Origin of the sequence: Clostridium formicaceticum, assembly GCF_001854185.1 — a bacterium.
Taxonomy (GTDB): Bacteria; Bacillota; Clostridia; order Peptostreptococcales; family Natronincolaceae; genus Andreesenella; species Andreesenella formicacetica.
Window position 1 is genome coordinate 3,206,651 of record NZ_CP017603.1, and the last position, 21,394, is coordinate 3,228,044.

Annotated in this window: 27 protein-coding genes and 3 pseudogenes; 23 read left to right on the forward strand and 7 right to left on the reverse strand. The window is 34.4% G+C overall.

Annotation, left to right across the window (positions count from 1 at the left end; translation table 11 throughout):
- Positions 1-27: 27 nt before the first annotated feature.
- On the reverse strand, positions 28-480 hold the full coding sequence (locus BJL90_RS14755) for a hypothetical protein (protein WP_070969612.1): 453 nt from the start codon (positions 478-480) through the stop codon (positions 28-30).
- An 85-nt stretch (positions 481-565) separates the two neighbouring features.
- Between BJL90_RS14755 and sfsA the strand changes: the two genes are divergently transcribed.
- The 9 genes from sfsA to BJL90_RS23290 all read left to right on the forward strand — a co-directional run bounded on the left by sfsA (position 566) and on the right by BJL90_RS23290 (position 7,389).
- The gene (sfsA, locus tag BJL90_RS14760; protein WP_070969614.1) at positions 566-1,267 is read left to right on the forward strand and encodes a DNA/RNA nuclease SfsA; all 702 of its coding nucleotides are present in this window, start codon (positions 566-568) and stop codon (positions 1,265-1,267) included.
- Positions 1,268-1,365: 98 nt separating this feature from the next.
- Complete coding sequence (locus BJL90_RS14765) at positions 1,366-1,800, forward strand: Fur family transcriptional regulator (RefSeq protein WP_070973273.1); 435 nt, start codon at positions 1,366-1,368, stop codon at positions 1,798-1,800.
- Between the two features lie 225 nt (positions 1,801-2,025).
- Positions 2,026-3,693 carry a ribonuclease J gene (locus BJL90_RS14770; RefSeq protein ID WP_472234733.1) on the forward strand — a complete coding sequence of 556 codons (1,668 nt, stop codon included), beginning with the start codon at positions 2,026-2,028 and terminating at the stop codon, positions 3,691-3,693.
- Positions 3,694-3,809: 116 nt separating this feature from the next.
- Positions 3,810-4,109, forward strand: coding sequence for a LysO family transporter (locus tag BJL90_RS14775; protein ID WP_070969617.1), 300 nt, complete (start codon positions 3,810-3,812; stop codon positions 4,107-4,109).
- Complete coding sequence (locus BJL90_RS14780; RefSeq protein WP_070969620.1) at positions 4,099-4,698, forward strand: LysO family transporter; 600 nt, start codon at positions 4,099-4,101, stop codon at positions 4,696-4,698. The genes BJL90_RS14775 and BJL90_RS14780 overlap by 11 nt, the downstream gene beginning before the upstream one ends.
- A 27-nt stretch (positions 4,699-4,725) precedes the next feature.
- The gene (locus BJL90_RS14785; RefSeq protein ID WP_070969622.1) at positions 4,726-5,070 is read left to right on the forward strand and encodes a YlbF/YmcA family competence regulator; all 345 of its coding nucleotides are present in this window, start codon (positions 4,726-4,728) and stop codon (positions 5,068-5,070) included.
- A 5-nt stretch (positions 5,071-5,075) separates the two neighbouring features.
- Entirely contained in the window at positions 5,076-5,621 is a 546-nt protein-coding gene (locus tag BJL90_RS14790) for a MerR family transcriptional regulator (protein ID WP_070969625.1), read from the forward strand.
- A gap of 214 nt (positions 5,622-5,835) precedes the next feature.
- Positions 5,836-7,074, forward strand: a complete 1,239-nt coding sequence (locus BJL90_RS14795) for an MFS transporter (protein WP_070969627.1) — start codon at positions 5,836-5,838, stop codon at positions 7,072-7,074.
- A 231-nt stretch (positions 7,075-7,305) separates the two neighbouring features.
- The gene (locus BJL90_RS23290) at positions 7,306-7,389 is read left to right on the forward strand and encodes a putative holin-like toxin (RefSeq protein WP_418219432.1); all 84 of its coding nucleotides are present in this window, start codon (positions 7,306-7,308) and stop codon (positions 7,387-7,389) included.
- A 461-nt stretch (positions 7,390-7,850) separates the two neighbouring features.
- Here the strand turns inward: BJL90_RS23290 and BJL90_RS14800 are convergent, their stop codons facing one another.
- Positions 7,851-8,378 (reverse strand): LysM peptidoglycan-binding domain-containing protein, encoded by a 528-nt coding sequence (locus BJL90_RS14800; protein ID WP_070969630.1) that lies wholly within the window; start codon positions 8,376-8,378, stop codon positions 7,851-7,853.
- A gap of 186 nt (positions 8,379-8,564) precedes the next feature.
- Between BJL90_RS14800 and BJL90_RS23085 the strand changes: the two genes are divergently transcribed.
- The 10 genes and pseudogenes from BJL90_RS23085 to BJL90_RS14830 all read left to right on the forward strand — a co-directional run bounded on the left by BJL90_RS23085 (position 8,565) and on the right by BJL90_RS14830 (position 15,649).
- Positions 8,565-8,690, forward strand: a complete 126-nt coding sequence (locus BJL90_RS23085) for a hypothetical protein (protein ID WP_257786388.1) — start codon at positions 8,565-8,567, stop codon at positions 8,688-8,690.
- A gap of 36 nt (positions 8,691-8,726) precedes the next feature.
- A complete protein-coding gene (locus BJL90_RS14805; protein ID WP_081562022.1) occupies positions 8,727-9,200 on the forward strand; it encodes an RtcB family protein in 474 nt (157 codons plus the stop codon).
- A gap of 559 nt (positions 9,201-9,759) precedes the next feature.
- Positions 9,760-11,571, forward strand: coding sequence for a reverse transcriptase/maturase family protein (locus BJL90_RS14810; protein ID WP_070969633.1), 1,812 nt, complete (start codon positions 9,760-9,762; stop codon positions 11,569-11,571).
- Positions 11,572-11,685: 114 nt separating this feature from the next.
- Positions 11,686-12,426, forward strand: coding sequence for an RtcB family protein (locus BJL90_RS14815; protein ID WP_070969636.1), 741 nt, complete (start codon positions 11,686-11,688; stop codon positions 12,424-12,426).
- A 321-nt stretch (positions 12,427-12,747) separates the two neighbouring features.
- A pseudogene (locus tag BJL90_RS21555) lies at positions 12,748-12,870 on the forward strand (BlaI/MecI/CopY family transcriptional regulator); the annotation flags it as partial.
- A gap of 12 nt (positions 12,871-12,882) precedes the next feature.
- Positions 12,883-13,116, forward strand: coding sequence for a M56 family metallopeptidase (locus BJL90_RS22820; protein ID WP_070969639.1), 234 nt, complete (start codon positions 12,883-12,885; stop codon positions 13,114-13,116).
- Positions 13,109-13,315: a M56 family metallopeptidase gene (locus BJL90_RS22825; protein WP_236904926.1), complete on the forward strand. Its 207-nt coding sequence runs from the start codon at positions 13,109-13,111 to the stop codon at positions 13,313-13,315. Before BJL90_RS22820 ends, BJL90_RS22825 begins: the two co-directional genes overlap by 8 nt.
- Positions 13,316-13,453: 138 nt before the next feature.
- Positions 13,454-14,116 carry a L,D-transpeptidase family protein gene (locus tag BJL90_RS14825; protein WP_070969642.1) on the forward strand — a complete coding sequence of 221 codons (663 nt, stop codon included), beginning with the start codon at positions 13,454-13,456 and terminating at the stop codon, positions 14,114-14,116.
- A 110-nt stretch (positions 14,117-14,226) separates the two neighbouring features.
- A pseudogene (locus BJL90_RS21565) lies at positions 14,227-14,661 on the forward strand (GyrI-like domain-containing protein); the annotation flags it as partial.
- A 133-nt stretch (positions 14,662-14,794) separates the two neighbouring features.
- Positions 14,795-15,649, forward strand: a complete 855-nt coding sequence (locus BJL90_RS14830) for a MerR family transcriptional regulator (RefSeq protein ID WP_236904927.1) — start codon at positions 14,795-14,797, stop codon at positions 15,647-15,649.
- 132 nt (positions 15,650-15,781) lie between these two features.
- Here the strand turns inward: BJL90_RS14830 and BJL90_RS14835 are convergent, their stop codons facing one another.
- Positions 15,782-16,240, reverse strand: a complete 459-nt coding sequence (locus BJL90_RS14835) for a VOC family protein (RefSeq protein ID WP_236904928.1) — start codon at positions 16,238-16,240, stop codon at positions 15,782-15,784.
- 269 nt (positions 16,241-16,509) lie between these two features.
- Between BJL90_RS14835 and msrA the strand changes: the two genes are divergently transcribed.
- Together msrA and BJL90_RS14845 are read left to right on the forward strand one after the other, a co-directional pair.
- On the forward strand, positions 16,510-17,052 hold the full coding sequence (gene msrA / locus BJL90_RS14840) for a peptide-methionine (S)-S-oxide reductase MsrA (protein ID WP_081562025.1): 543 nt from the start codon (positions 16,510-16,512) through the stop codon (positions 17,050-17,052).
- Between the two features lie 40 nt (positions 17,053-17,092).
- Positions 17,093-17,905, forward strand: coding sequence for a 2-oxo acid dehydrogenase subunit E2 (locus BJL90_RS14845; RefSeq protein WP_070969645.1), 813 nt, complete (start codon positions 17,093-17,095; stop codon positions 17,903-17,905).
- Positions 17,906-18,335: 430 nt separating this feature from the next.
- Here the strand turns inward: BJL90_RS14845 and BJL90_RS14850 are convergent, their stop codons facing one another.
- The 4 genes and pseudogenes from BJL90_RS14850 to BJL90_RS14860 all read right to left on the reverse strand — a co-directional run bounded on the left by BJL90_RS14850 (position 18,336) and on the right by BJL90_RS14860 (position 20,346).
- Positions 18,336-18,608: a transposase gene (locus BJL90_RS14850; RefSeq protein WP_070969648.1), complete on the reverse strand. Its 273-nt coding sequence runs from the start codon at positions 18,606-18,608 to the stop codon at positions 18,336-18,338.
- Positions 18,609-18,772: 164 nt separating this feature from the next.
- A pseudogene (locus tag BJL90_RS23295) lies at positions 18,773-18,931 on the reverse strand (IS3 family transposase); the annotation flags it as partial.
- 12 nt (positions 18,932-18,943) lie between these two features.
- Positions 18,944-19,702, reverse strand: coding sequence for an IS3 family transposase (locus tag BJL90_RS14855; protein WP_156778820.1), 759 nt, complete (start codon positions 19,700-19,702; stop codon positions 18,944-18,946).
- Complete coding sequence (locus BJL90_RS14860) at positions 19,663-20,346, reverse strand: helix-turn-helix domain-containing protein (protein WP_070969651.1); 684 nt, start codon at positions 20,344-20,346, stop codon at positions 19,663-19,665. Before BJL90_RS14860 ends, BJL90_RS14855 begins: the two co-directional genes overlap by 40 nt.
- Positions 20,347-20,886: 540 nt before the next feature.
- Here BJL90_RS14860 and BJL90_RS22575 point away from each other — a divergent pair.
- Complete coding sequence (locus tag BJL90_RS22575) at positions 20,887-21,147, forward strand: hypothetical protein (RefSeq protein WP_070969654.1); 261 nt, start codon at positions 20,887-20,889, stop codon at positions 21,145-21,147.
- A gap of 24 nt (positions 21,148-21,171) precedes the next feature.
- Positions 21,172-21,378 carry a hypothetical protein gene (locus BJL90_RS22580; RefSeq protein ID WP_070969658.1) on the forward strand — a complete coding sequence of 69 codons (207 nt, stop codon included), beginning with the start codon at positions 21,172-21,174 and terminating at the stop codon, positions 21,376-21,378.
- The last annotated feature ends 16 nt before the right edge of the window (positions 21,379-21,394 follow it).

Here is a 21,394-nt window from a genome sequence, read left to right on the forward strand (position 1 = left end):
AGAAAAAAGAAAGAATAGATGGACTCTTCAAAAGCTCCATCTATTCTTTTTATTAATAGAAAAGCTAGAGATAACTGCACCAATAAAGCCTGAGGTAGCTAAAAAGGTGAAAATATAACTACTTAATACAGGGTCCATCCCCCTCAATCCTATGCCAGATTTAAAAACAATTGGGGGCAAAGCTAGCAAACGATCGAATCCTAATAAAAAGTATATTAAGACAATAGCTATAATAGGTGTTAATACAGTTCCTGTAGTGGAAAATAAAGGGTACAATAATCTACTATAATTGTTTAATCCTTTAACATATCCGATGATGGCACCTAATACTGACAAGATTGGATATATGTAAGCTGGATGAATAAACTCCCTAATTTCTGGTGAAAATTCAAGGGTTAAAATAGATATTGTTATACCAAAAACAAAACCCAAAAACATGCCGTGGACTAAGTTTAAGAAAAGATTATAATTTGATCTCAAAGATAACTACCCCCTAAAATATGAATATTTGTAAAACTACTAACAGTACTACATAGCTTTAGTATAACTAAAGAAGGTGAAAATTATGAAAATAAATATTGAGGGAAATAAAATAGAAGGTATATTTCATAAACGTAGAAATCGATTTATTGCAGAGGTTTTTATTGACGATAAGTTAGAAATTGCGCATGTAGCTAATACTGGTAGGATGAAGGAGCTGCTTACTTCAGGAGCCAAAGTAATATTGAGGAAAGTAAACGAAGCCCACAGGAAAACTCAGTATGATTTGCTTATGGTGCATAAAGATGCTACATTGATTTCTATTGATTCACGGCTTCCAAATCAGTTACTCCAACAAGCTTTTATGCATAAATCTATACCCTATTTCAAACAATATAGTGATATAAGAAGGGAAGTCAATTTCGGCAAGAGTAAGCTTGACTTTTATATTTCAGATCAAAAAGAATCTGTATTAGTTGAAGCCAAGTGTGTGACCTTAGTGAAGGAAAACAAGTTAGCCTCTTTTCCTGACGCCCCTACTGATCGAGGTCGAAAACATATTTTAGAGCTAATAGAAGGAAAAAAACAGGGATTTCGATCAGCAGTTTTTTTCATTGTTCAACGGGATGATGCGGATAAGTTTACGCCAAATAAAGAAATGGATGAAGCCTTTTATGAGGCGGCTTTATTGGGCAAAAAAGCTGGGGTAGAATTTTATGCATATAATTGTAATGTGACGACACATTCCATAGCCTTAAAGGAGGAAATAGAAGTTTTTTTTAATTGATAAAAATAGAAATTCACTTAGAAATCGTTGACAAAAGGAGAATTATATACTATACTATTCTTGATAAATGTTATTATTTGAGAAATGAAGGTGGCATAATGGAAAACCTAATAGATATGTTAAAAGACAGACTAAAGGAAAAAGGACATAAGTTGACGCCTCAGAGGAGAGCTACACTAGACGTTATTCTAGACAATCAAGGTAAACATCTGAATACTGAAGAAATTTATGGGCTAGTGAAAGAGAAATGTCCCGAAATTGGTTTAGCTACTGTCTATAGAACATTGCAACTATTAGATGAAATGCAGATCATATCTAAAATTAATTTAGATGATGGGTGTAGCAGATACGAATTTAACACTCATGAGGATGATCATCAGCATCATCACCTTATCTGTCAAAACTGCGGTGGCGTGACAGAAGTAGAAATTGATCTATTGGAGCAATTAGAAGAAGAGATAGAAAAAAATCATGATTTTCATATCACGGATCATAAGGTTAAATTTTTCGGCATTTGTTCTAAGTGTAGGTAGTCTTGCATATTCTGCAAGACTTTATCTATGTGTAATATTTTACATATAACAAACTTTTAAAAGTTTAACTTTTAGGTTAAAATACATATATCTATTATTAATCAGGATCAAAATACATTAAGGTATTTTTGCATAGATCACCATTATGTTACAGGATATAGGTACGGGTAAAGCTCAATAATAAAAAAATAGTGAATATACAAAGAGATAACAAAGGAGTGATGAATGTTGGGAAGAAAACCTACAAAGATTAGAATAATTCCTTTAGGCGGTTTAAAGGAAATTGGCAAAAATATGACAGTAATCGAATATAAGGATGAAATGATTATTGTGGATTGCGGCTTAAGTTTTCCTGAAGATGAAATGTTGGGAATAGATATTGTAATTCCTGATATAACATATATCATGAAAAACAAAGACAAAGTGAAGGGAATATTTTTAACCCATGGTCATGAAGATCATATTGGAGCATTACCTTATGTATTAAAGAGGATCAATGTACCTGTATACGGAACACAACTAACTTTGGGTTTAGTAGAAACAAAGTTAAAGGAACATAAAATAACAGATGTACACCTACAAAGGGTAGAGGCTGGTTCGACTACGCAGCTTGGAAATTTTGAAGTGGAATTTATCCGTAGCAGCCATAGTATACCTGACGCCTGTGCATTAGCAATTCATACTTCTTTAGGGGTGATCCTACACACTGGAGACTTTAAAATTGATTATACGCCTATTGATGGACAAATGATAGATCTTCAAAGAATTGCTGAACTAGGGAAAAAAGGTATTTTGCTAATGATGGCAGACAGTACAAATGTAGAACGGCCAGGAACTACCATGTCAGAAAAAAATGTAGGTGTTACCTTTGAGAATATTTTTGGTAGTACAAAAAATAGAATTATTGTAGCTACCTTTGCTTCCAATGTTCATAGGGTACAGCAAATTGTAAATGCTGCTTATAAATATAATAGAAAAATTGTTATATCTGGTAGAAGTATGGTAAACGTTGTTTCTGTAGCTCAAGAATTAGGCACTTTGATGATTCCTGAAGGTTTAATTATTGATGTGAATCATATAGACCAGTATGATGATCATGAAATTGTTATTATTACCACTGGAAGTCAAGGAGAGACAATGGCAGGATTGTCAAGAATGGCAACCTCTGAGCATAGAAAGCTAGATATTCGAGCAGGAGATACAGTGATTATCTCTGCTACCCCTATACCGGGAAATGAAAAATTAGTGAGCAGAGTGATTAATCAGCTATTTGAAAAGGGTGCAGATGTTATTTATGAAAGCCTAGCAGATGTTCACGTTTCGGGGCATGCTTGTCAAGAAGAATTGAAGTTAATGCATCGACTTGCTAATCCAAAATATTTTATACCTGTGCACGGAGAATTTAGACATCTGAAACAACATGCTAAACTGGCAGCAAATTTAGGTATGGATAGAGAGAATATATTTACTTTACAAAATGGTAATATTGTTGAGATCACAAAGGATTATGCTAAACTAGCTGGAAACGTACCGGCAGGACCAGTGCTAGTAGATGGTTTAGGGGTTGGTGATGTAGGAAATATCGTTTTAAGGGATCGTAAACATCTTGCTGAAGATGGATTAATGGTGGTAGTAGTTACAATTTCTAAGGAAAACGGAAAAATTGTTGCAGGTCCTGATATTATATCAAGAGGGTTTGTCTATGTAAGAGAATCAGAAGTTCTAATGGATGAAGCGAGACAAATTGTGAAGGCTGCTTTAGAGCAATGTGAACAACAAAATGTAAAAGAATGGGCAGTTCTTAAAAGCTCTATAAGGGATGCATTGAAGGATTTCTTATATGAGAAAACAAAGCGCAGACCAATGATTTTACCAGTGATTATGGAAGTATAAATAAAAATCCGTCATCTTATGAAGAGATGGCGGATTTTTATTTTGGTATCTATTTGTTTAAAAAATGAAGGAAAATCTGTGAAGATGTAGTATATCATTATAGAGGGGGATGGGAGATGAATATTTTACTTTATTTAGCAATATTAATATTAGGGGCAGTGATTGGCTATAAAAATGTCTTTGGTAGTTTTCTGTCCGAAAAAATAGGCGTCATTCAAAACTGTGCTTTGCTTTTTTTATTATTGATTATGGGGATCAGCATAGGAATTGATGAAAATGTCATACAGTACTTTGGAGTGATCGGATATCAATCTATGATTTTGGCAATTTTCTCCATAGTAGGGAGTATCTTAGCAGTAAAAATCATAGCAAAAAAAGTATTAGGACAGGAAGAAGGTATAGAAGATGACATTTAAAATCATGCTATCTGTTGTACTAGGAATTTTATTGGGAATCTGGATTTTTCCTCAAGGTATAGAAGTCTATATGGGGACAATGATTGATATAGGTCTATGTTTATTACTTTTTTTCGTAGGTATGGATATCGGTAAACAAGGAGATCTTTTTAACAAAATCAAAAAAATAGGCTTTAAGGTGTTATGGGTGCCCTTTATGATCGCTGTTGGTAGTATCACTGGTACTATCTTAGGTGGTATTCTCTTAAGAATACCTATGAATGAAGCTGCAGCAATCGGTGCAGGTTTTGGATGGTACTCTCTATCTGCTATAGAATTATCGAAACATAGTGCTGAACTAGGCGCATTAGCCTTTATTACAAATGTTTCTAGAGAAGTTATTGCCATTATCAGCATACCTTTTATTGCAAGGTATATTGGTAAACTTGAAGCTATTGCGCCAGCAGGAGCTACAGCGATGGACACAACATTACCTATTATAGCAAAATCTACTGATGGTAATACTGCTATGATCTCTTTTTTAACCGGAGTTGTATTATCTTCATTGGTGCCCATTCTCGTACCTGCCCTTATGATAGTGTTAAAATAATAAAGAAATTAGAGGAGGACTAAAACTATGAATGTTTATGATTATGCTCACCAATTGGCGAGGGGATTAAAGGAAAGTCGGGAGTATCAAGCATATAAAGATTTAGAGAAAAAGGTGAAGACAAATCCTCAATGTAAGACAATGGTAGATGATTTTAGAAAGCGCCAGTTACAGGTTCAAGGACAGCAAATGATGAATCAACAGGTGGATGAAAATACCCTAAAGGAATTACAAAACCTTCATAGCGTTTTAATGCAAAATCCACTTATTGCAGAATTTATGCATGCGGAATATAAGCTATCTCAAATGATGTCAGATATCTATAAAATATTAGGCGAGGCACTGGATTTGGATATTAGTGGTTTGGAGTAATGACAATGTATACCGTTGGACAAGTTTGTAAAAAATTTGGGATTTCAAGAAGTGCACTTTTATATTATGAATCGATTGGACTAGTAAAGTCCGGTAAGCGAACAGAGGGAAATTATCGACTGTATTCGAAAGAGGACATAACAAGGTTAGAGCAAATTTTTCTTTATCGTGAAACAGGGATACCCTTAGTAGATATTAAAACGCTTCTAGATTCACCTAAAAATAATGCATCTGACATTTTAGAAAAACGTTTGAAAAGTTTGAATAATGAAATAAATAAGTTGAAGTTTCAACAACATTTTATTATAAAGATGTTAAAAAACAACGATGTACCTTTAGAAGCAGCGGTTATTTCTAAAGATAGCTTTGTTGATATTCTAAAAATCATTGGCCTTAAGGAGGAAGAAATGGATAAGCTGCACAGGGAATTTGAAAGACTTTATCCAGAAGAACACCAGACATTTTTAGAATTCCTTGGTATTCCTCTTGATGAAATTCAACTTATACGAGAACATTCTAAAAAAGTGTTTCAGCAACAAAATAATCGTTAAAAATGAACATCCTATAAAATGTATAATATTATACATTTTATAGGACGCTTAAATTCCTCTATAAAAAACTTTGCACTTTTTATCCTTCGGTGTATTACTAAGAGCTCCCTCCCCTGAATTGTAGCCCAATTTTATTATGAATCTTCTTGACCTGACTATAGCTTTATAGTTTATGCTAGCAATATACTTAAAAAATAGGAGGGGTGAAAATAAAATGCTTCATAAACTATTCTTAAATAAAAATTTCTTTTTACTGTGGACAGGACAGATGGTATCTCAAATCGGAGATAAATTCTATGGAATTGCTCTTGCATGGTGGATTTTACAGCAAACGAATTCTCCCGTAATTATGGGTCTCTTTATGGCTGTATCTGTATTACCAGGATTGGCTTTTGGTGTTTTTGCGGGAGTATTTATAGATAGATGGAATCGTAAAATCCTTATCATTGCCAGTGACATGCTTAGAGGAATTTGTGTGATTGTGATTGCTTTTCTTTCAGTCATTGATATTCTAGAACTATGGCATATTTTTGCCGCAGCTATCCTTATATCTCTAGCCTCTGCTTTTTTTGATCCTACTGTCAAGGCAGTAATTCCTCAGATTGTTGAGCAAGAACAATTACCTCGAGCCAATGCTCTGAGTGAAATAATAGATGCCTCCAGTATGATTATCGGCCCTGTACTTGGAGCTGCCTTTGTAAGCTTCTTTGGTTTTACCTTAGTATTTCTTATTAATGGGCTTTCCTATCTTATATCAGCTTTTTTTGAAGGCTTTATAACTATTCCTCCACAGGTTGATTCACCTTCTGCCGACTATACCCTACGACATGAGATAGAAACGGGAATTAGGTATTTACTAAGTAGGAGGAAGCTTGTAGTTACTATAGGAGTCATAGGAATAGCTCATATTTTTGTAGGAGCTCTTATCGTATCTTTGCCCTTTTTGGCAAAGGCGTTGTCAGGAGATAGTATCCAAACTTTAGGTAATTTGGAAATGATGATAGGATTTGGGATGCTGTTGGGTGCTCTTTCTATTCAATTACGTGGCAAAAGCCACTTCAAGGACAAAAATTTGTTTGTTTTTATTGCTGCTATGGGTATTTTTTATTTAGCTATTGCAATAACCAAGTCTATAACAAGTACCTTTGTTCTGCCTTATATGCTCTTATTACTTCTCATTGGTGCAGCTATTGCAAATGCTTCTGTGTATTGGCAGTCAATTCTTCAATTAAATACTTCCAGTGATATGGCTGGGCGTGTTTTTAGTATATCCTCGGTGGTTGGCAATATATCTCTGCCTATATCCTATGGATTATTTGGGATACTTCTTAAATACACATCAATTTTAAGATTAATGCTTTTTTCTGGATCGGCTTTACTTTTCATAAGCATTGTACTTATGTATTTTTATCATTATGGAGATAAGGAAAGTCAAGATAATTCCCTTATCTAAAACAGTTCAAGTGTGATACTGGTGCAATTCACCCTAAAAAAAGCATATCCAATCAATTAGCATCATCCTAAAGCTGAGATACAAAACCCTAATGAATTCCAATAAGTGTGGAGGTATGCTGACGTTTTGTATTGTAGATTTATTTATTTATATGGTATTATATGGATAAGGTAATCGGATAAAAGCAGGTGTGGTTGCTGCCTCTATTTCCAAATGGAAGGGGGTGGTGCTATGACTACATATGAAGCATTATCTTTAATGATCTTGTTTTCTATGTTAGTACTAGCAGTTCTGAATTTCAGGACAAAAAAATAATCACCCTGCTACCCACAGTGTGATTATTATAATGCAAATCGCAATATGGCAATCGCACCATGCGGTACCGATTACCTTTTTATATATTATACCACAAAATTCAAAAATAAAAACAAATTTTCACTCTTTTTGCTTATGCGTCAGTAGCAATAATCCAAAATTTTTAACTGTTCTTGCAAAATAGATTTCTAGGGATTTTAGAAATTCCTTGTTTTAAAAAATACAATAAAAAATATAATTTTAGGAGAAAAATATTCAGCAAAGGATAACAGTGTAGAGCGGGATGATAAAGTGTCTTTATATGTGCTGCTTAGATTGCTACTTGAATATAAACTTAAGGAGCATTGGTTACGGGAAGCAATGGCTGAAGCTTTAAAGATGTTTTTTGTAAAATAAGATTAAGAAAGTTGTAACAATTATTCTGAGCTGATTTTTAGGTTTAATCTGACTTAATACTGTTTTTATCTTAGTGGTACGTTGATTATTTGACCGACGAAGATAATGTTCGGATCAACAATCTGAGGGTTAGCAGCGATGATAGCTTGCAGGGTAACACCGGTACGTCTAGCGATACTGATCAGGGTTTCTGCTAACGAAACATAGATTTGAATCGTGTTTAGTGGTGGCGGTGGCGGCAAGGGTGGCGTTACCACTAGATTGATAACCTGGTTGACAAAGATAAGAAAGGGATCAAAAATTTGGAGATTTTGTGCCCATAACAATTCTACCGTCAGACCAAAGCGCTGGGCAATAGAAAAGAGGGTATCTCCCAACCTTACAAGGTATTGTGCCCGGGCAAAACCAGGATTTGGTGGTACCGGTGCTGCCGAGGGGATAGTGACAATTTGACCGGGAAAAAGGACATTAGGATTGATGATTCCGGGATTAGCTATCAGAATTTGCTCGATGGATACATTGAAGATTCCTGCAAGAAAAAAAAGGGTATCTCCCGGTATGACAACGATGTTAACCTGAGGTCTCTGATTCATTATTTTTCACTCCTCTGCTTGTTACAGTTATTCTTAATAAATAGTATTCATGGCAAAAAAAAGTGTGTCAATTTGCTATATCACTTTACTGAGAATGAAGTTCCGCTAGGGGGAGGGTAGTTCGGCTCCGATTTAGGGACGTTGCAAACATGAAGGATTTTGTGCAGCAAGGGGGAGATATAGGGGGTGGCAGAAATAGACCTACCGAGTGAAACAGGGATGTATACTTATAATATGCTCGTATACTGGTTTGGTGAGAAAGCAACTACTCAAGGGTTAGCTAATTATAGATTTAGTATTATGGTTGAATAATAGTATTTTATAAATACGTTGAAAAGTGGTGAATGAATGATAGAAATTAAAGGTAAATATAACACAGCGAAAATATTTATTGATAAGGTTGAGGAAAAAGCAGCAGAGCAAATATTGGAGTTGTGTAATCAGGAGTTTGTAAAAGGAAGTATGATTAGAATCATGCCAGATACGCATGCGGGTGCAGGATGTACTATTGGCACAACTATGACAATAAAGGACAAAATAGTTCCTAATCTAGTTGGTGTGGACATCGGCTGTGGAATGTTTGTCAGCAGGTTAAAAGAAACAAAGGTTGATTTTGCTAAACTTGATAAGGTTATTCGGGCCTTTGTTCCAAGTGGATTTAATGTACGAAAGACGCCTCATGAATATAATGCTCATATAGAGCTTAATAATTTAAAATGCAAGGAGCATATTGATTTAAACAGAGCACGTCTCAGCATTGGAACACTTGGAGGCGGAAACCATTTTATTTTGCGTCCAAGATGGGCGGTAGGTATTGCGTAATTGGGTAAACGACATTCCAAGAAAGCTGGAATGATGTCACCAACCTTATCCGAGACCGAAAGGAAACGGGGAGTGTAGCATGGTTGGAAAGGTATAAGTCAGTTAGATGGAAAACTGCGACTGAGTATCGAGACATAAAGGTTTGTATAAGGATAAAAACTGTCCTGTTTAAAGAATGAGTGTGAGCAGTGCCATGGTTCACTACTGGGAAACCATCTGAAACCCAGTATCATCCTTGACCTATAAATATCGATGAAGTTTATAGGGGTGTTATTTTAGTATCAATAAAGCTAAAATAATGGCTTTCAATTAGAGGGGTGAAGCACTTATAGATATAAGTAAAACACTAAAATTCTATCCGACAACAAACTACCCATATCTACCGTACTAACTGGAGATTACCTAAACAGGAACGCCAGAAATGGCTATGAGATTAGTCTCTGAATATCCTGCATGGTAACGGAGCAATCGTAGTAGTCGGAGATAGGGAAAGCCTATTACATGGCGAAGGGTTGCAGTTTATTTTGATTAAACTAGGAAGAAAGGAGCGAAATGCTCTATGCAAAATTCAGAAATAGTTTTAATCAACCTATCGAAGCAGGCATTAAAACCAAAATTTAAGTTCGACAGGCTGTATCGCATACTCTACAACGAAAGCATCTACAGAAAAGCGTACAGCAATATCTACAGCAATGACGGGAGTGCAACTCATGGAGTTGACAAAGAAACAGCAGACGGATTCAGTATAGATAAAATCAATAAGATAATCGAATTACTGAAAAATGAAAGCTACCAACCAAAACCTGCAAGAAGAACTTATATTCCAAAGAAGAATGGTAAGAAAAGACCTCTGGGAATACCAAGCTTTGGGGACAGATTAGTACAAGAAGCGTGTAGGATGATTCTGGAAAGCATTTATGAGCCAAAATTCCTTGATTGTTCACATGGATTTAGACCACAAAAGAGCTGTCATACAGCTCTCATGGATATATCCAAGACATTCACTGGAGTAAACTGGTTTATAGAAGGAGACATAAAAGGCTTCTTCGATAATATAAATCATCATACATTAATTGGAATACTTAGAAAGCGGATTGAGGACGAAAAGTTCATCAGATTGATGTGGAAATTCTTAAAAGCAGGATATGTTGAGGAATTTAGATTCAACAATACTTACAGCGGAACTCCACAAGGTGGCATAATTAGTCCAATATTAGCTAATATTTACCTCAATAGCTTAGACTGGTTTGTTACTAAAAAACTCAAAGAAGAATTTGATAGTGGAAAACCAAAGGCTCAACAGAGAAATCCTAAATATAGAAATTTGGAATATCAGCTTGGAAAAGTCAAAAAGCAAATCGAAAATATGGAAGAAAATAGTACACAAAAGGAAGAACTTATAGCTAAGTATAAGGAAATTAAAAAGGAAATGCTATCAATTCCTTATATAGTAAATCCCAATGGGTATAAAAGTCTTAAATATTTGAGATATGCCGATGACTTCCTTATCGGGGTTAATGGAAGCAAAGAGGATTGTAAGACTATCAAGGAATCCATCAAATGCTTCTTGAAAAATGAACTAAACCTTGAACTTTCAGATGAAAAGACTCTGATAACTAACAGCAGTGATATGGCGAAATTCTTGGGATACAACATAACCATAGGAAACAATGAGAACGTCTACAAGAATAAAAAGGGTATTGAAATTCGAAGCGCTCGAAGAAACGTCAGATTAATGATGCCCAAGGAAGTAATAACCAAGGCAATAGTAGACAGGAATATGGTTAGAGATATTAATGCACTAAAATGGAAAATTGACTGTAGACCTATGCTCATTAATTTGAGTGATTTAGAGATTGTGACTATCTACAATGCTGAAATTAGGGGCCTGTATAATTACTATCGCTTAGCTGAGAATGTCACCCATAAAATGTGGCAATTCAGATATGTGATGGAGTACAGTTGTTTGAAGACGCTGGCTGGAAAACATAAAAGCAGTGTCCATAAAATGATTGAAAAATATAGGATAGATAAAAACTGGGGCATCAAGTATGAAACCAAAAAAGGACAGAAAATTTGTTATTTCTATAAAGATGGTTTCAAAAGGGATAAATCAGTAAAACAATTTAACCCAGACCCAATAGCGAATGTTAGAAAGTATATGGGAACAACCGAACTTGAAAGAAGAATGAATGCCAGTATGTGTGAATGGTGTGGAAAGGAAAATGTTCCTTTCGAGGTGCATCATGTTAACAGACTGAAAAACCTTAAAGGTAAAGAAGTTTGGGAAAAATTGATGATTAGCAGACAACGCAAGACATTAATACTTTGTGAGGAATGTCATAATAAAATCGCACACCCACATGGATAGGTAGAAAATAAATGGAGAGCCGTATACATGGAGACATGTAAGTACGGTTCGGGAGGGGGGTATCGGGAACCTGTTGGAGTAATCCAATAAGGCACTGATAGCCTACCTCACGAAATGAATAAAGATGAAGACAAAAATATATACCTGGTTGTACATTCGGGAAGCAGGTATTTGGGAAAACAAATCGCTGAGTACTATCAGGAGAGAGCAATAAAGGAAATTGTAAGAAAGAGTAATGATATGATTATTGCAGAATTAAAATCGAAAGGTAGAGCTAAAGAAATACAAGGAGAAATTGAAAAGAAAAAAGTCAAAATAAACAGAGCATTATCTTATGTTGAAGGCAAAAGCTTTAATGAGTATATCCATGATATGGGTATTGCTCAAAAATATGCTAAGTATAACAGAAAGGCAATAGCAGAGGTGATTATACGAAAAATGGGATTTAATGTTGCCGAAAGCTTTACTACAATACACAATTATATTGATCTTCAGGAAATGGTACTGCGAAAAGGAGCTATATCTGCAAAAAATGGAGAAAAGGTTATTATTCCTATTAATATGCGGGACGGAAGCATAATTGCCACAGGAAAAGGTAACGCAGAGTGGAACCAGTCAGCACCTCATGGAGCTGGAAGATTAATGAGCAGAAAGCAGGCAAGACGAATGCTGTCACTAGAAGAATTTAAAAATTCAATGCATGGTATATATACGACTTCCCTTTCCATGGAAACTTTAGATGAGGCGCCATTTGCCTATAAACCTATGGAGGAGATTATTGCTAATGTTCAGGATACGATTAAAATCAACAACATCATTAAGCCCATCTATAATTATAAGGCATCGGATGATTAGATTAACCTGATAAATTCATTAATTCGTTTCGCTCTGCACAATATCTACTGTTTGGTTTTGTATTTAATATTCTATACAGTGGGTATGATTTTGAAAAGAGTATTTTATCAGGTTAAACGAATCACAGGATAAGTCTTTTATGGTGTGTTCAGTATGAGGGATGTCATGTATCCATTATCCTAGAGCCTAAATAGTCCAGCCATTAAGTTATACATTGGCAAGACAGGTCTACAATGATAGACTGAAAATATTAGGTCTATATCAATAAACTAAAGGAGGTACACTATGGATAAATTTAATCTTTGAGAAAGTGAATATCGTTTTGCAAGTATTGTTTGGGAAAATGAGCCAGTTGGCTCTGGAGAACTTGTCAAGCTTTGTAATGAGGAGCTTGGGTGGAAAAAATCTACAACTTATACTGCCTTAAAAAAGTTGTGTGATTGAGAAATATTTAAAATGGAATATATCCCTTTCGATATCGGTATGATGGTAGAGCCACAAATAGATACTGGGATAAGTGGAGTAAATTCTATTATCAATAATTTTTTACCTGCTGCAAGGCCATATGCTAGTATAAACCCTATGCAGATGATCGTATTTATTCTTTCTGTTATATGGATATTTGGTGTGTTGCTACTAATGATCTACAGTCTTACATCCTATTTAATGTTAAAACATATATTTGATTAAACTTTTTGCATTTTTAGCACTTTGTGTTCACTGGTTTAATCCTTTTGTATGGTTTAGCTTTGTGCTTATGAGCCATGATATGGAAATGTCTTGTGATGAACAGGTCATTAAGGAACTTGGTACAGACATTAAAAAGGATTATAGCACCTCCATATTATCTTTGGCAGTAAACAGAAATTTGATATTTCAAATGATTTGAAAATAAACATTTTTTAAATTGCATCAAACAAACGGTTGTGGGAAGTATGTGCCTTTAGAATTTTTGAACCAGTAAAGGGCGGGAGGATATAACAATTATAAAGCCGCATTAAAAAAATATTTAAGGAGAAGATTTACTATGAAAAATTTAATTTATTTCCTTGTTATAGCTGGGACAATAGTGGTTATCTTATCTGGAAATATTATTTTAGAATATTTAAATAGTACACCTCCTATTGTTATGGATAATTCCACACAGTTCCAGGAGGTAGGTGAAGCTAATACTTTTCAAACTACAGAAAATCTAAAACTTTTTCTTGAGAAACCACAGATAGAGCCCTCATCTGCATCAATAAAGATATATAAGGAACTAAGAGTATTAGAGCTTTATGGTGACGAGATATTGATAGGACGTTTTAAAATTGCCTTAGGCGGCAATCCCATAGGAGATAAAAATCAAGAGGGTGATTCAAAAACTCCAGAAGGACAGTATTATATTTGCACCAGAAATGATCGCAGTAAATATACTTTGTTTTTAGGCCTAAGCTATCCCAATATTGAAGATGCTCAAAGAGGATTGAAAAATGAATTAATTGATGAAGAAATATTTAATATAGTTAAGTATGCTAACGAACATAAGCAACGTCCTCCTTGGGATACCCCATTGGGAGGAGCGGTTGGTATTCATGGAAAAGGTAACGCTTATGATTGGACTTTAGGCTGTATTGCATTGTCAGATGAGGATATAAAGGTTCTTTGGGACTATACATCATTAAAAACCCCTGTAGAAATATTTAAATAATTGTTTGAATGAATAAAGACAACCTTATAGATGAAAATGTACCACTTGTGGCAAATGAAATTATTTTATAAGTAAGTCGGTGGAATTTACCGTTTTCTCGTCATTTTGCTGGATTATCTATTGAAACTAAATTTTCTGATAATCCAAGCATAGACTTTTTAGCGGAGCTATGGCATAATTTTCACAATAAAAAAAGCGACATTGATCATTTAAAACAAGATGGAAATGAAATAGGTGTCGGCAGCCCAAGTGAAAAAGAAGGTTATCTTCGGTATTTTGCAGGTGCAGAGGTAGATAACCTTAATACTCAAAATGAATTTATCCATTTTGAAATGTCTGCCGGAAAGTATGTAGTTTGTAGGTTTGAAGCAGAAAACTTTCATCTTCTGACAACTGATGTACTGGATAAAGCGGTTAAGTATATGTATGAAACTTGGCTCTTAAAAAATGAAATAAAAACAGAACTTTTAATGTTAGAATTGTACTTGGATACTCCACCAGAAGGTACTGCTATGGAAATCTGGTTTAAAATAGTAGATGGTTAGAATCTTTCAAATCAACAAGATTATTAAGATTACTTTCAACTTTAAGGCATCAAATGATTCATTGTGTTATCTAAAAAACTGTAGAAAATTTTTCAAGATTTTTCTTGACTCTCCTGTTAGGGGAGAATTTATATTGAAATTATCACAAGAAATATGTATAGGAGTGAAGATTGTGTACCGGATAGGATTGTTTTCAAAAATAAACAAGGTAACCATTAAAACGCTAAGATATTATGATGAAATAGGGTTGCTGAAACCTGCCTTTGTAGATGAAGAAAACGGCTATCGTTATTACACTTCAGAGCAATTGCCGACACTGCACAAAATCATTGCTTTACGACAGATAGGTTTTTCAATCGATGAAATAATGGCAATATTAAAGGGTGGCAATATTTCTATTATTTTTGAAGAGAGAAAGCAAGAGATTGAAACATCAATTGAAGAAAAGCGGCAGCAGCTATTTCAAATTACATATTATCTTGAAAAAATGAAGGAGGATTTCAATATGAATTATGAGATTGTATTAAAAGAACTACCAGAAGTTATCGTTTACTCTAAACGTATGGTGATACCAAATTATGATTATTATTTTGAGGCTATTCCCCAAATCGGAAAAGAAGTTACTAAAGCTAACCCTGAACTACAGTGTACTGTACCAGAATACTGTTTTATTATCTATCATGATGGTGAGTACAAAGACCAGAATATTGATGTTGAGTTTTGTGAGTCGGTGACTGCCTTTGGTACTGATACTGAAACAATTAAGTTCAAGAAGATTGAAAAAGTACCGACTGCCGCCTGTGTTTATCACAAAGGACCTTATAGTACCATTGGAAAGGCCTACGCCCATCTTTTCAAATGGATTGCTGATAATGGATATACCCCCAGTGACAATCCAAGAGAATCATACATTGATGGCATTTGGAATAAAGAAAACGAGAATGACTGGCTAACGGAATTGCAAGTGCCTGTAATGAAAAATAAATAGTTAAGGTGATAGAAAGAACACTTCTAACTCAGGGTAGGTAGATATGTTTTCTATTCATATAACAATCCCGCAAAGAATTGTGGGATTGTTTATGTAAATATCACAAATTTTTATCTGCAACTCAGTTGCCTTTTACTTCTGCCAGTTTTGGATTTCTACCAAATTTCCCTCTGGGTCCTTTGCATAAACAGCTGTTAAAACTCCAATTTCGCCGAAATCCTTTATTACAACTTCTCCAAGCTGTTGTCCTCCATGTTGTAGTAGTTTCTTTAAGACATCCTCAACAGAATCTGCATGAAAAGCAATGTGACCAAAGCCATGTCTATTTATTTCAGGTGTAATACCACTAAAATTAGTTGAGGTGTATTCAAAGATTTCTAAAGTAGGTCCATTTTCATATCCGGGCAATCTAAGATGAATTCCTTTTATTTCAGCATTTTTCAAATTAGTTAATCTATCCAACCATTTTCCAGAAAGATCTCTTTCGGGATATACTGGTTCACATTTGAAAACATTTATGTAAAATTGAGCTAGCTCTTTCCAATTTTTTGAAACGATATTTGTGTGTACATAAGTAATTTTATTATTCAATTGATTTCCTCCTTATTTTATGTAATTCTTAAGCTGACAATGGTACTGCTGAAAATGGGGATGCTGTGGTTTGCATCTTTGTTTTACATCTAAGTTTAATTATATGTTGTGGAAATAATGGAATCAAGTGGGAAAATTGGTCGGCAATAAATTCGAATAAATCAACCTGCATTTCATCTATTTCTTCCTTAATAAATGATAAAAAAGTGGGTAATTATATAAAATAAGTACAATTAAGTACAATGTAGAAGAGTAGAAAGGAGATTCCAATGAAAGAAATAGTATTAGCAGGAGGTTGCTTTTGGGGAATAGAAGCATATCTTTCCCGGATACCAGGGGTGAAAGAAACAAAGGTAGGCTATGCCAACGGTCATACAGAAAATCCAACCTATGAAGAAGTATGCACATCAGAGATAGGACACACAGAAGCTTGCTATGTTAAATTTGATGAAAAAATCATTGATATGGAGAATTTGTTGAATCAATTTTGGAAGATAATCGACCCTACCACATCCAATCGACAAGGCCCGGACATCGGCAGTCAGTATCGGACAGGGATCTATTATAAAGACGAGGAAGATTTGGAAGTTATTTTAAAAACCAAAAATCAGCAGCAGAAAATATACGACAGGCCTATTGTAACAGAGATAGAACCTTTAAAGTGCTTTTATCCTGCTGAAAACTATCACCAAAAATATTTGGAAAAGAATCCGGGTGGGTACTGTCATATTGATTTAAACAGTTTACCTATTCCTATAACGTTAGCTGAAATCGAACTTAAGAGACGTCTGTCATACACAGAATTAAATTAGTTAAGCTTTGTAGTCTTATTAAAAAAGTGGGGAGAAGGAGATGTACAAAAAAAATATCGGTGAATATAGAATAGAAGAATTTCCAATTAGTAGAACAGCTACTATAGATATTGGTGTAGCTGGTCTTAAGAAGCATCATATTAAAGCATTAATCGAATTAGATGTAACTGAAGCTCGAAAAGTAATACGTGAAAAAAAGAAACTATCAGAAAAGATTTCTTTTAACTCATGGTTAATCAAATGTATAAGTCATGCAGTAGAAGAATTCAAACCAATTCATGGAATAAGAAAAGGCAAGAGAAAAGTAGTTATCTTTGATGATATTGACATATCAATAGCCATAGAAAGAGAAGTTGACGGAAAGAAAGTACCGTTACCTTATGTTATTCGAAAAACAAATGAAAAAAGTATTTCTGATATCAACCAAGAAATAAAAAGTGGACAAAAACAGTCGATTCAAGGTGAAGATGATTATATTTTAGGTCAAGAAAAGAAGAATAAGTTTGTGATGAAAATATATTACTGTTTACCAGGTTTTGTAAGAAGATTGATATGGAAATGTATTATGAAAAGCCCTTCATTAACAAAACAAAATATGGGAACTGTAATGATAACCTCTGTAGGCATGATAGGCAAGATTAATGGATGGGTTATACCAGTAAGTATTCATCCGTTATGTTTTGCAATAGGGTCTATAGTTAAGAAACCAGGTATTGTAAAAGATAATATAGAAATAAGAGAGTATCTTTATATGACAGTTTTAGTTGATCACGATATCATTGACGGTGCTCCAGCAGCTAGAGCACTCTCTAAACTCACTAAACTTATTGAAGGTGGATATGGATTAACCTGAGTTTAGTTTTTATTATACATCTGAGGACAGCCATCCAAGACTGACTTTGAAACTCAGCGATTTCGACATCAGCTAACAATATGTTTCTACAAGGGTGCTAGATGCACGTTTTATGGGAAAGACTAGTACACCACATCCTTCATCGGGAGAGACACTCTGCAGAGAGGTAGGGTTAGGTGAGGCCATTTCAAGGACGTCGTAAATATTAAAGACGTGATTGATTTATTATGTGCAACAATGTTGTGATTATACAGGGGTAGGTCAAAATTTATTGTGGGACGTAGGGGCGACCTGTGGTCGCCTGTTTATGACTTGGGTGGAACTTCTCTTCAAACTAACAGGAATAGATCATACAATATGCCCCTGCTGCAGCAAAGGAAAAATGATAAGAAAGATCAAACTAGAACCTCGATGCTATTCATCACCACAGCTAAAAATACGAATAGCATAGATAAAAAGTAGTTAAAGCCACCAAGGGATCTGAAATTTCGTTCATGTTCTTAAGCATGAGATACTTGAACAGCTGAACGGGATCTTCTGCACTTCGTCCCATCGAATCACTATAGTTTTTTTCAACTTCTTCTATGACGAAAGAAAAATCCATTAAATGATTGATTTGCCTTAAAATATGATTTTCTGATATCAAAATGTAATATAATTCCAGATGATTGCTAAGCATCATTTCATGCTGAAAATTTATCATGATAGCCCCCAGTTTTTTAATCTTTACTCATAGTATTCGACATCTTGGGACTATTTCCTTTTTGCATAAAAGAAAAACCTTACCATTTTTGAACTGCCCCCTGTCAAGTAGACAGTGGAAATAATTAAAAGATGTAGCGTCAATCTCGTTGATTGGCGCTATGTTTATGCGATTGATCTTGACAGATAACTACGATATTCTAGTGGCGTCATGCAGTCCAGACGTTTCTGATAACGGCTTTTATTGTAGTAGTCGATATACTCTTCGATGGCGCATTTGATGCTTTCATAATCAGCGAACTTTTTAAGATGATACATTTCGGATTTTAAAGTTCCCTAAAACCCTTCCATAGGTCCATTATCAATACAACGTCCAACGCGGGACATACTTTGAACCATTCCAGCTTGATCAAGTTTCTTCTTAAACACCTTGCTGGTATACTGAAAACCACGATCACTATGGAAGATAGGTTTTGCATTAGGATAATTTTCAATAGCTTTATTAAAGGTTTCAAACACAAGTATATTGTTATTTGATTTGCCAATGACATAAGAAACAATGCTCTTGTCTCCAAGATCTAAAATAGCACTCAGGTATGCTTTCTTTCCATCGCCATATTTGAATTCTGTAACATCGGTAAGCCATTTTTGATGGATATTACTTGCATTAAAATCTCTGTTTAATATATTTTCTGCTGTAATCTCAGGGGTAGATTTTATATAGTTTTTTCTTTTTCTACGACATACAGACTTTAATCCCACACTACGCATAATGCGATATATTCTTTTATGATTGACCATTATGCTGTGTTCACGACGGATTTTAATCGTCATCTGGCGGTAGCCAAGAATGCCACTTCTTTCTTCATATGACTCTATTACAAGTTTTAAGAGATATTCATTTTCCAGTTCTCTTTGACTTTTCTCTCGGCGAAGCCATTTATGATATGCTGAACGACTGATTTCTAAGATTTCACAAAGAATTGATGTTGTATAGCCTTTTTCTGAAGATAGCGCCTGAATAGCAAGGTATTTATGCTCATGTTTGATAAGATTTAACCTCGCCCCCTTTCGATTTCTTCCAACTTTTTTAATAGAGCATTTTCCATTTCTAAACGTTTATTTTTGGCTTCTAGTAGCTGCATTTGTGCTTTAAGTTTCTCAACTTCCGTCAGTTGATCTTCTGGCTTACATTTCCCTCTTCGATCTAAAAGTCCATCAATTCCTGATTCTTCGAATTTTATCACCCAGCTACGCACTTGCTGGTATGAAACCTGATATTTTCTAGAAGTTCCATTATAGTCCGTTCCATTTTCTATGCAATATCCAACAATAGCAATTCGTTCTTCTAAGGTTGTTCTTCTTCCTTTAGTCATGATTCGATTCTCCCCTGCTTCTGATGATTTAATCTCTTCATGACTATTATACTTCATAATCCAGTTTTGAAGTTGTTTCTTTGAACGCAATCCATATTTCATGCTAATATCCAAAGCGGAACCATTTCCTGCTAAATATTCTTCTACAGCTTTAATTTTTAGTTCCTTAGAATAGCCGATATTTCTTGTCATAGGCAATAATCCCAATTCTCCCTTTGACTCATAAATCTTAATCCATTCTCTTACCGTAGTATTGCCAACTGATAGTTCTTCACATATTTGTGCAACGCTCTTTTTAGATTTTAAATAGTCTTCTACTGCTGCTATTTTTATTTCGGATGGTACATTAGATTTTCTCCCCATAATAAAACTCCCCTCATAATAAACAGTTATATTATTTTAACTGTCTACTACAAGGGGAGCATATCAAAAGTAATACGGTTTTTATCATTTAATTTTTTAAGCAAAGATTCCATTTTTTATAGATGAGATTATATGTTACATGAAAATAAATGTTGACAGAATTTCCATATAATGATATCGCAGATAACGATATTCATTATCATTGAATTAATGTCTATATCGTGTAATATATTAACTAATACATAAGAAAGTGTGGAGAGGAAAGTTTAGTATAATGCTTATAGAGAAATCCATGTAGGCTTTGGATTATTAGTACTATAATAATTATTATTATTTCATATAATGGTTATCTTGCTACTAGTAACCAAAAACAGACTTACACCATAGACAAAATGATTCACCAGTTAATTAAAGCTTGTTTGCGTTACAAATATTACCAATAGGAGGTAAGGTAATAGTTTGGTGAGTTAATTTGTGATAATGTTTAATAGTTTTTATACTTAATATGACTAAAAAAACAAAAACAGAAAGGAGAAAGTCATGAAAAAGTTTTTACTAATGGGGTTAATAATAATTCTAGGAAGTTCATTGGTTTTAGGAGGATGCACAACTACTGAAGAATCTGAAGAAGTAAGCGTAGACAAAGATGAACTAGTTGTCTCTAGTAATGATAATATTGTAGTAACCTATGATAATGGAAGATACAGAGGTACATATGGAGATAGAGGAGACCAACAAATAAGCATCGAGTTTCATTTAGAAGACAATATTATTAAAGACTTAAGCTATAGACATTTATAACATTCAGGCAAAGACTATCGTCAAATGGAAGAAGGGGATGAATTTTATCCTATTGTAATACAACACCAACAAGTCTTAGAGTACTTAGAAGGTAAACCACTTGAAGTTATTTATGACCTCCATAATACAGGTGATTTTGTGGAAGATATTGATACATTTACCGGAGCTACAATTAGGGGTAACAAAATATTTTCTGCAATTAAAGATGGTTTAAATAGAGGGCTTTATTAGTTCAGAACAGCATCTA

Coding starts and splice junctions, on each gene's coding strand:
- BJL90_RS14780 (WP_070969620.1), top strand. CDS start 4,099: ATGACATTTAAAATCATGCTATCTGTTGTACTAGGAATTTTATTGGGA.
- BJL90_RS14775 (WP_070969617.1), top strand. CDS start 3,810: ATGAATATTTTACTTTATTTAGCAATATTAATATTAGGGGCAGTGATT.
- BJL90_RS14810 (WP_070969633.1), top strand. CDS start 9,760: ATGCAAAATTCAGAAATAGTTTTAATCAACCTATCGAAGCAGGCATTA.
- BJL90_RS22820 (WP_070969639.1), top strand. CDS start 12,883: ATGGAATATATCCCTTTCGATATCGGTATGATGGTAGAGCCACAAATA.
- BJL90_RS22580 (WP_070969658.1), top strand. CDS start 21,172: ATGGAAGAAGGGGATGAATTTTATCCTATTGTAATACAACACCAACAA.
- BJL90_RS14785 (WP_070969622.1), top strand. CDS start 4,726: ATGAATGTTTATGATTATGCTCACCAATTGGCGAGGGGATTAAAGGAA.
- BJL90_RS14795 (WP_070969627.1), top strand. CDS start 5,836: ATGCTTCATAAACTATTCTTAAATAAAAATTTCTTTTTACTGTGGACA.
- msrA (WP_081562025.1), top strand. CDS start 16,510: ATGAAAGAAATAGTATTAGCAGGAGGTTGCTTTTGGGGAATAGAAGCA.
- BJL90_RS14770 (WP_472234733.1), top strand. CDS start 2,026: ATGTTGGGAAGAAAACCTACAAAGATTAGAATAATTCCTTTAGGCGGT.
- BJL90_RS14850 (WP_070969648.1), bottom strand. CDS start 18,608: ATGATAAATTTTCAGCATGAAATGATGCTTAGCAATCATCTGGAATTA.
- BJL90_RS14845 (WP_070969645.1), top strand. CDS start 17,093: ATGTACAAAAAAAATATCGGTGAATATAGAATAGAAGAATTTCCAATT.
- BJL90_RS14800 (WP_070969630.1), bottom strand. CDS start 8,378: ATGAATCAGAGACCTCAGGTTAACATCGTTGTCATACCGGGAGATACC.
- BJL90_RS23290 (WP_418219432.1), top strand. CDS start 7,306: ATGACTACATATGAAGCATTATCTTTAATGATCTTGTTTTCTATGTTA.
- sfsA (WP_070969614.1), top strand. CDS start 566: ATGAAAATAAATATTGAGGGAAATAAAATAGAAGGTATATTTCATAAA.
- BJL90_RS14825 (WP_070969642.1), top strand. CDS start 13,454: ATGAAAAATTTAATTTATTTCCTTGTTATAGCTGGGACAATAGTGGTT.
- BJL90_RS14860 (WP_070969651.1), bottom strand. CDS start 20,346: ATGGGGAGAAAATCTAATGTACCATCCGAAATAAAAATAGCAGCAGTA.
- BJL90_RS14790 (WP_070969625.1), top strand. CDS start 5,076: ATGTATACCGTTGGACAAGTTTGTAAAAAATTTGGGATTTCAAGAAGT.
- BJL90_RS14805 (WP_081562022.1), top strand. CDS start 8,727: ATGATAGAAATTAAAGGTAAATATAACACAGCGAAAATATTTATTGAT.
- BJL90_RS14765 (WP_070973273.1), top strand. CDS start 1,366: ATGGAAAACCTAATAGATATGTTAAAAGACAGACTAAAGGAAAAAGGA.
- BJL90_RS22575 (WP_070969654.1), top strand. CDS start 20,887: ATGAAAAAGTTTTTACTAATGGGGTTAATAATAATTCTAGGAAGTTCA.
- BJL90_RS14815 (WP_070969636.1), top strand. CDS start 11,686: ATGAATAAAGATGAAGACAAAAATATATACCTGGTTGTACATTCGGGA.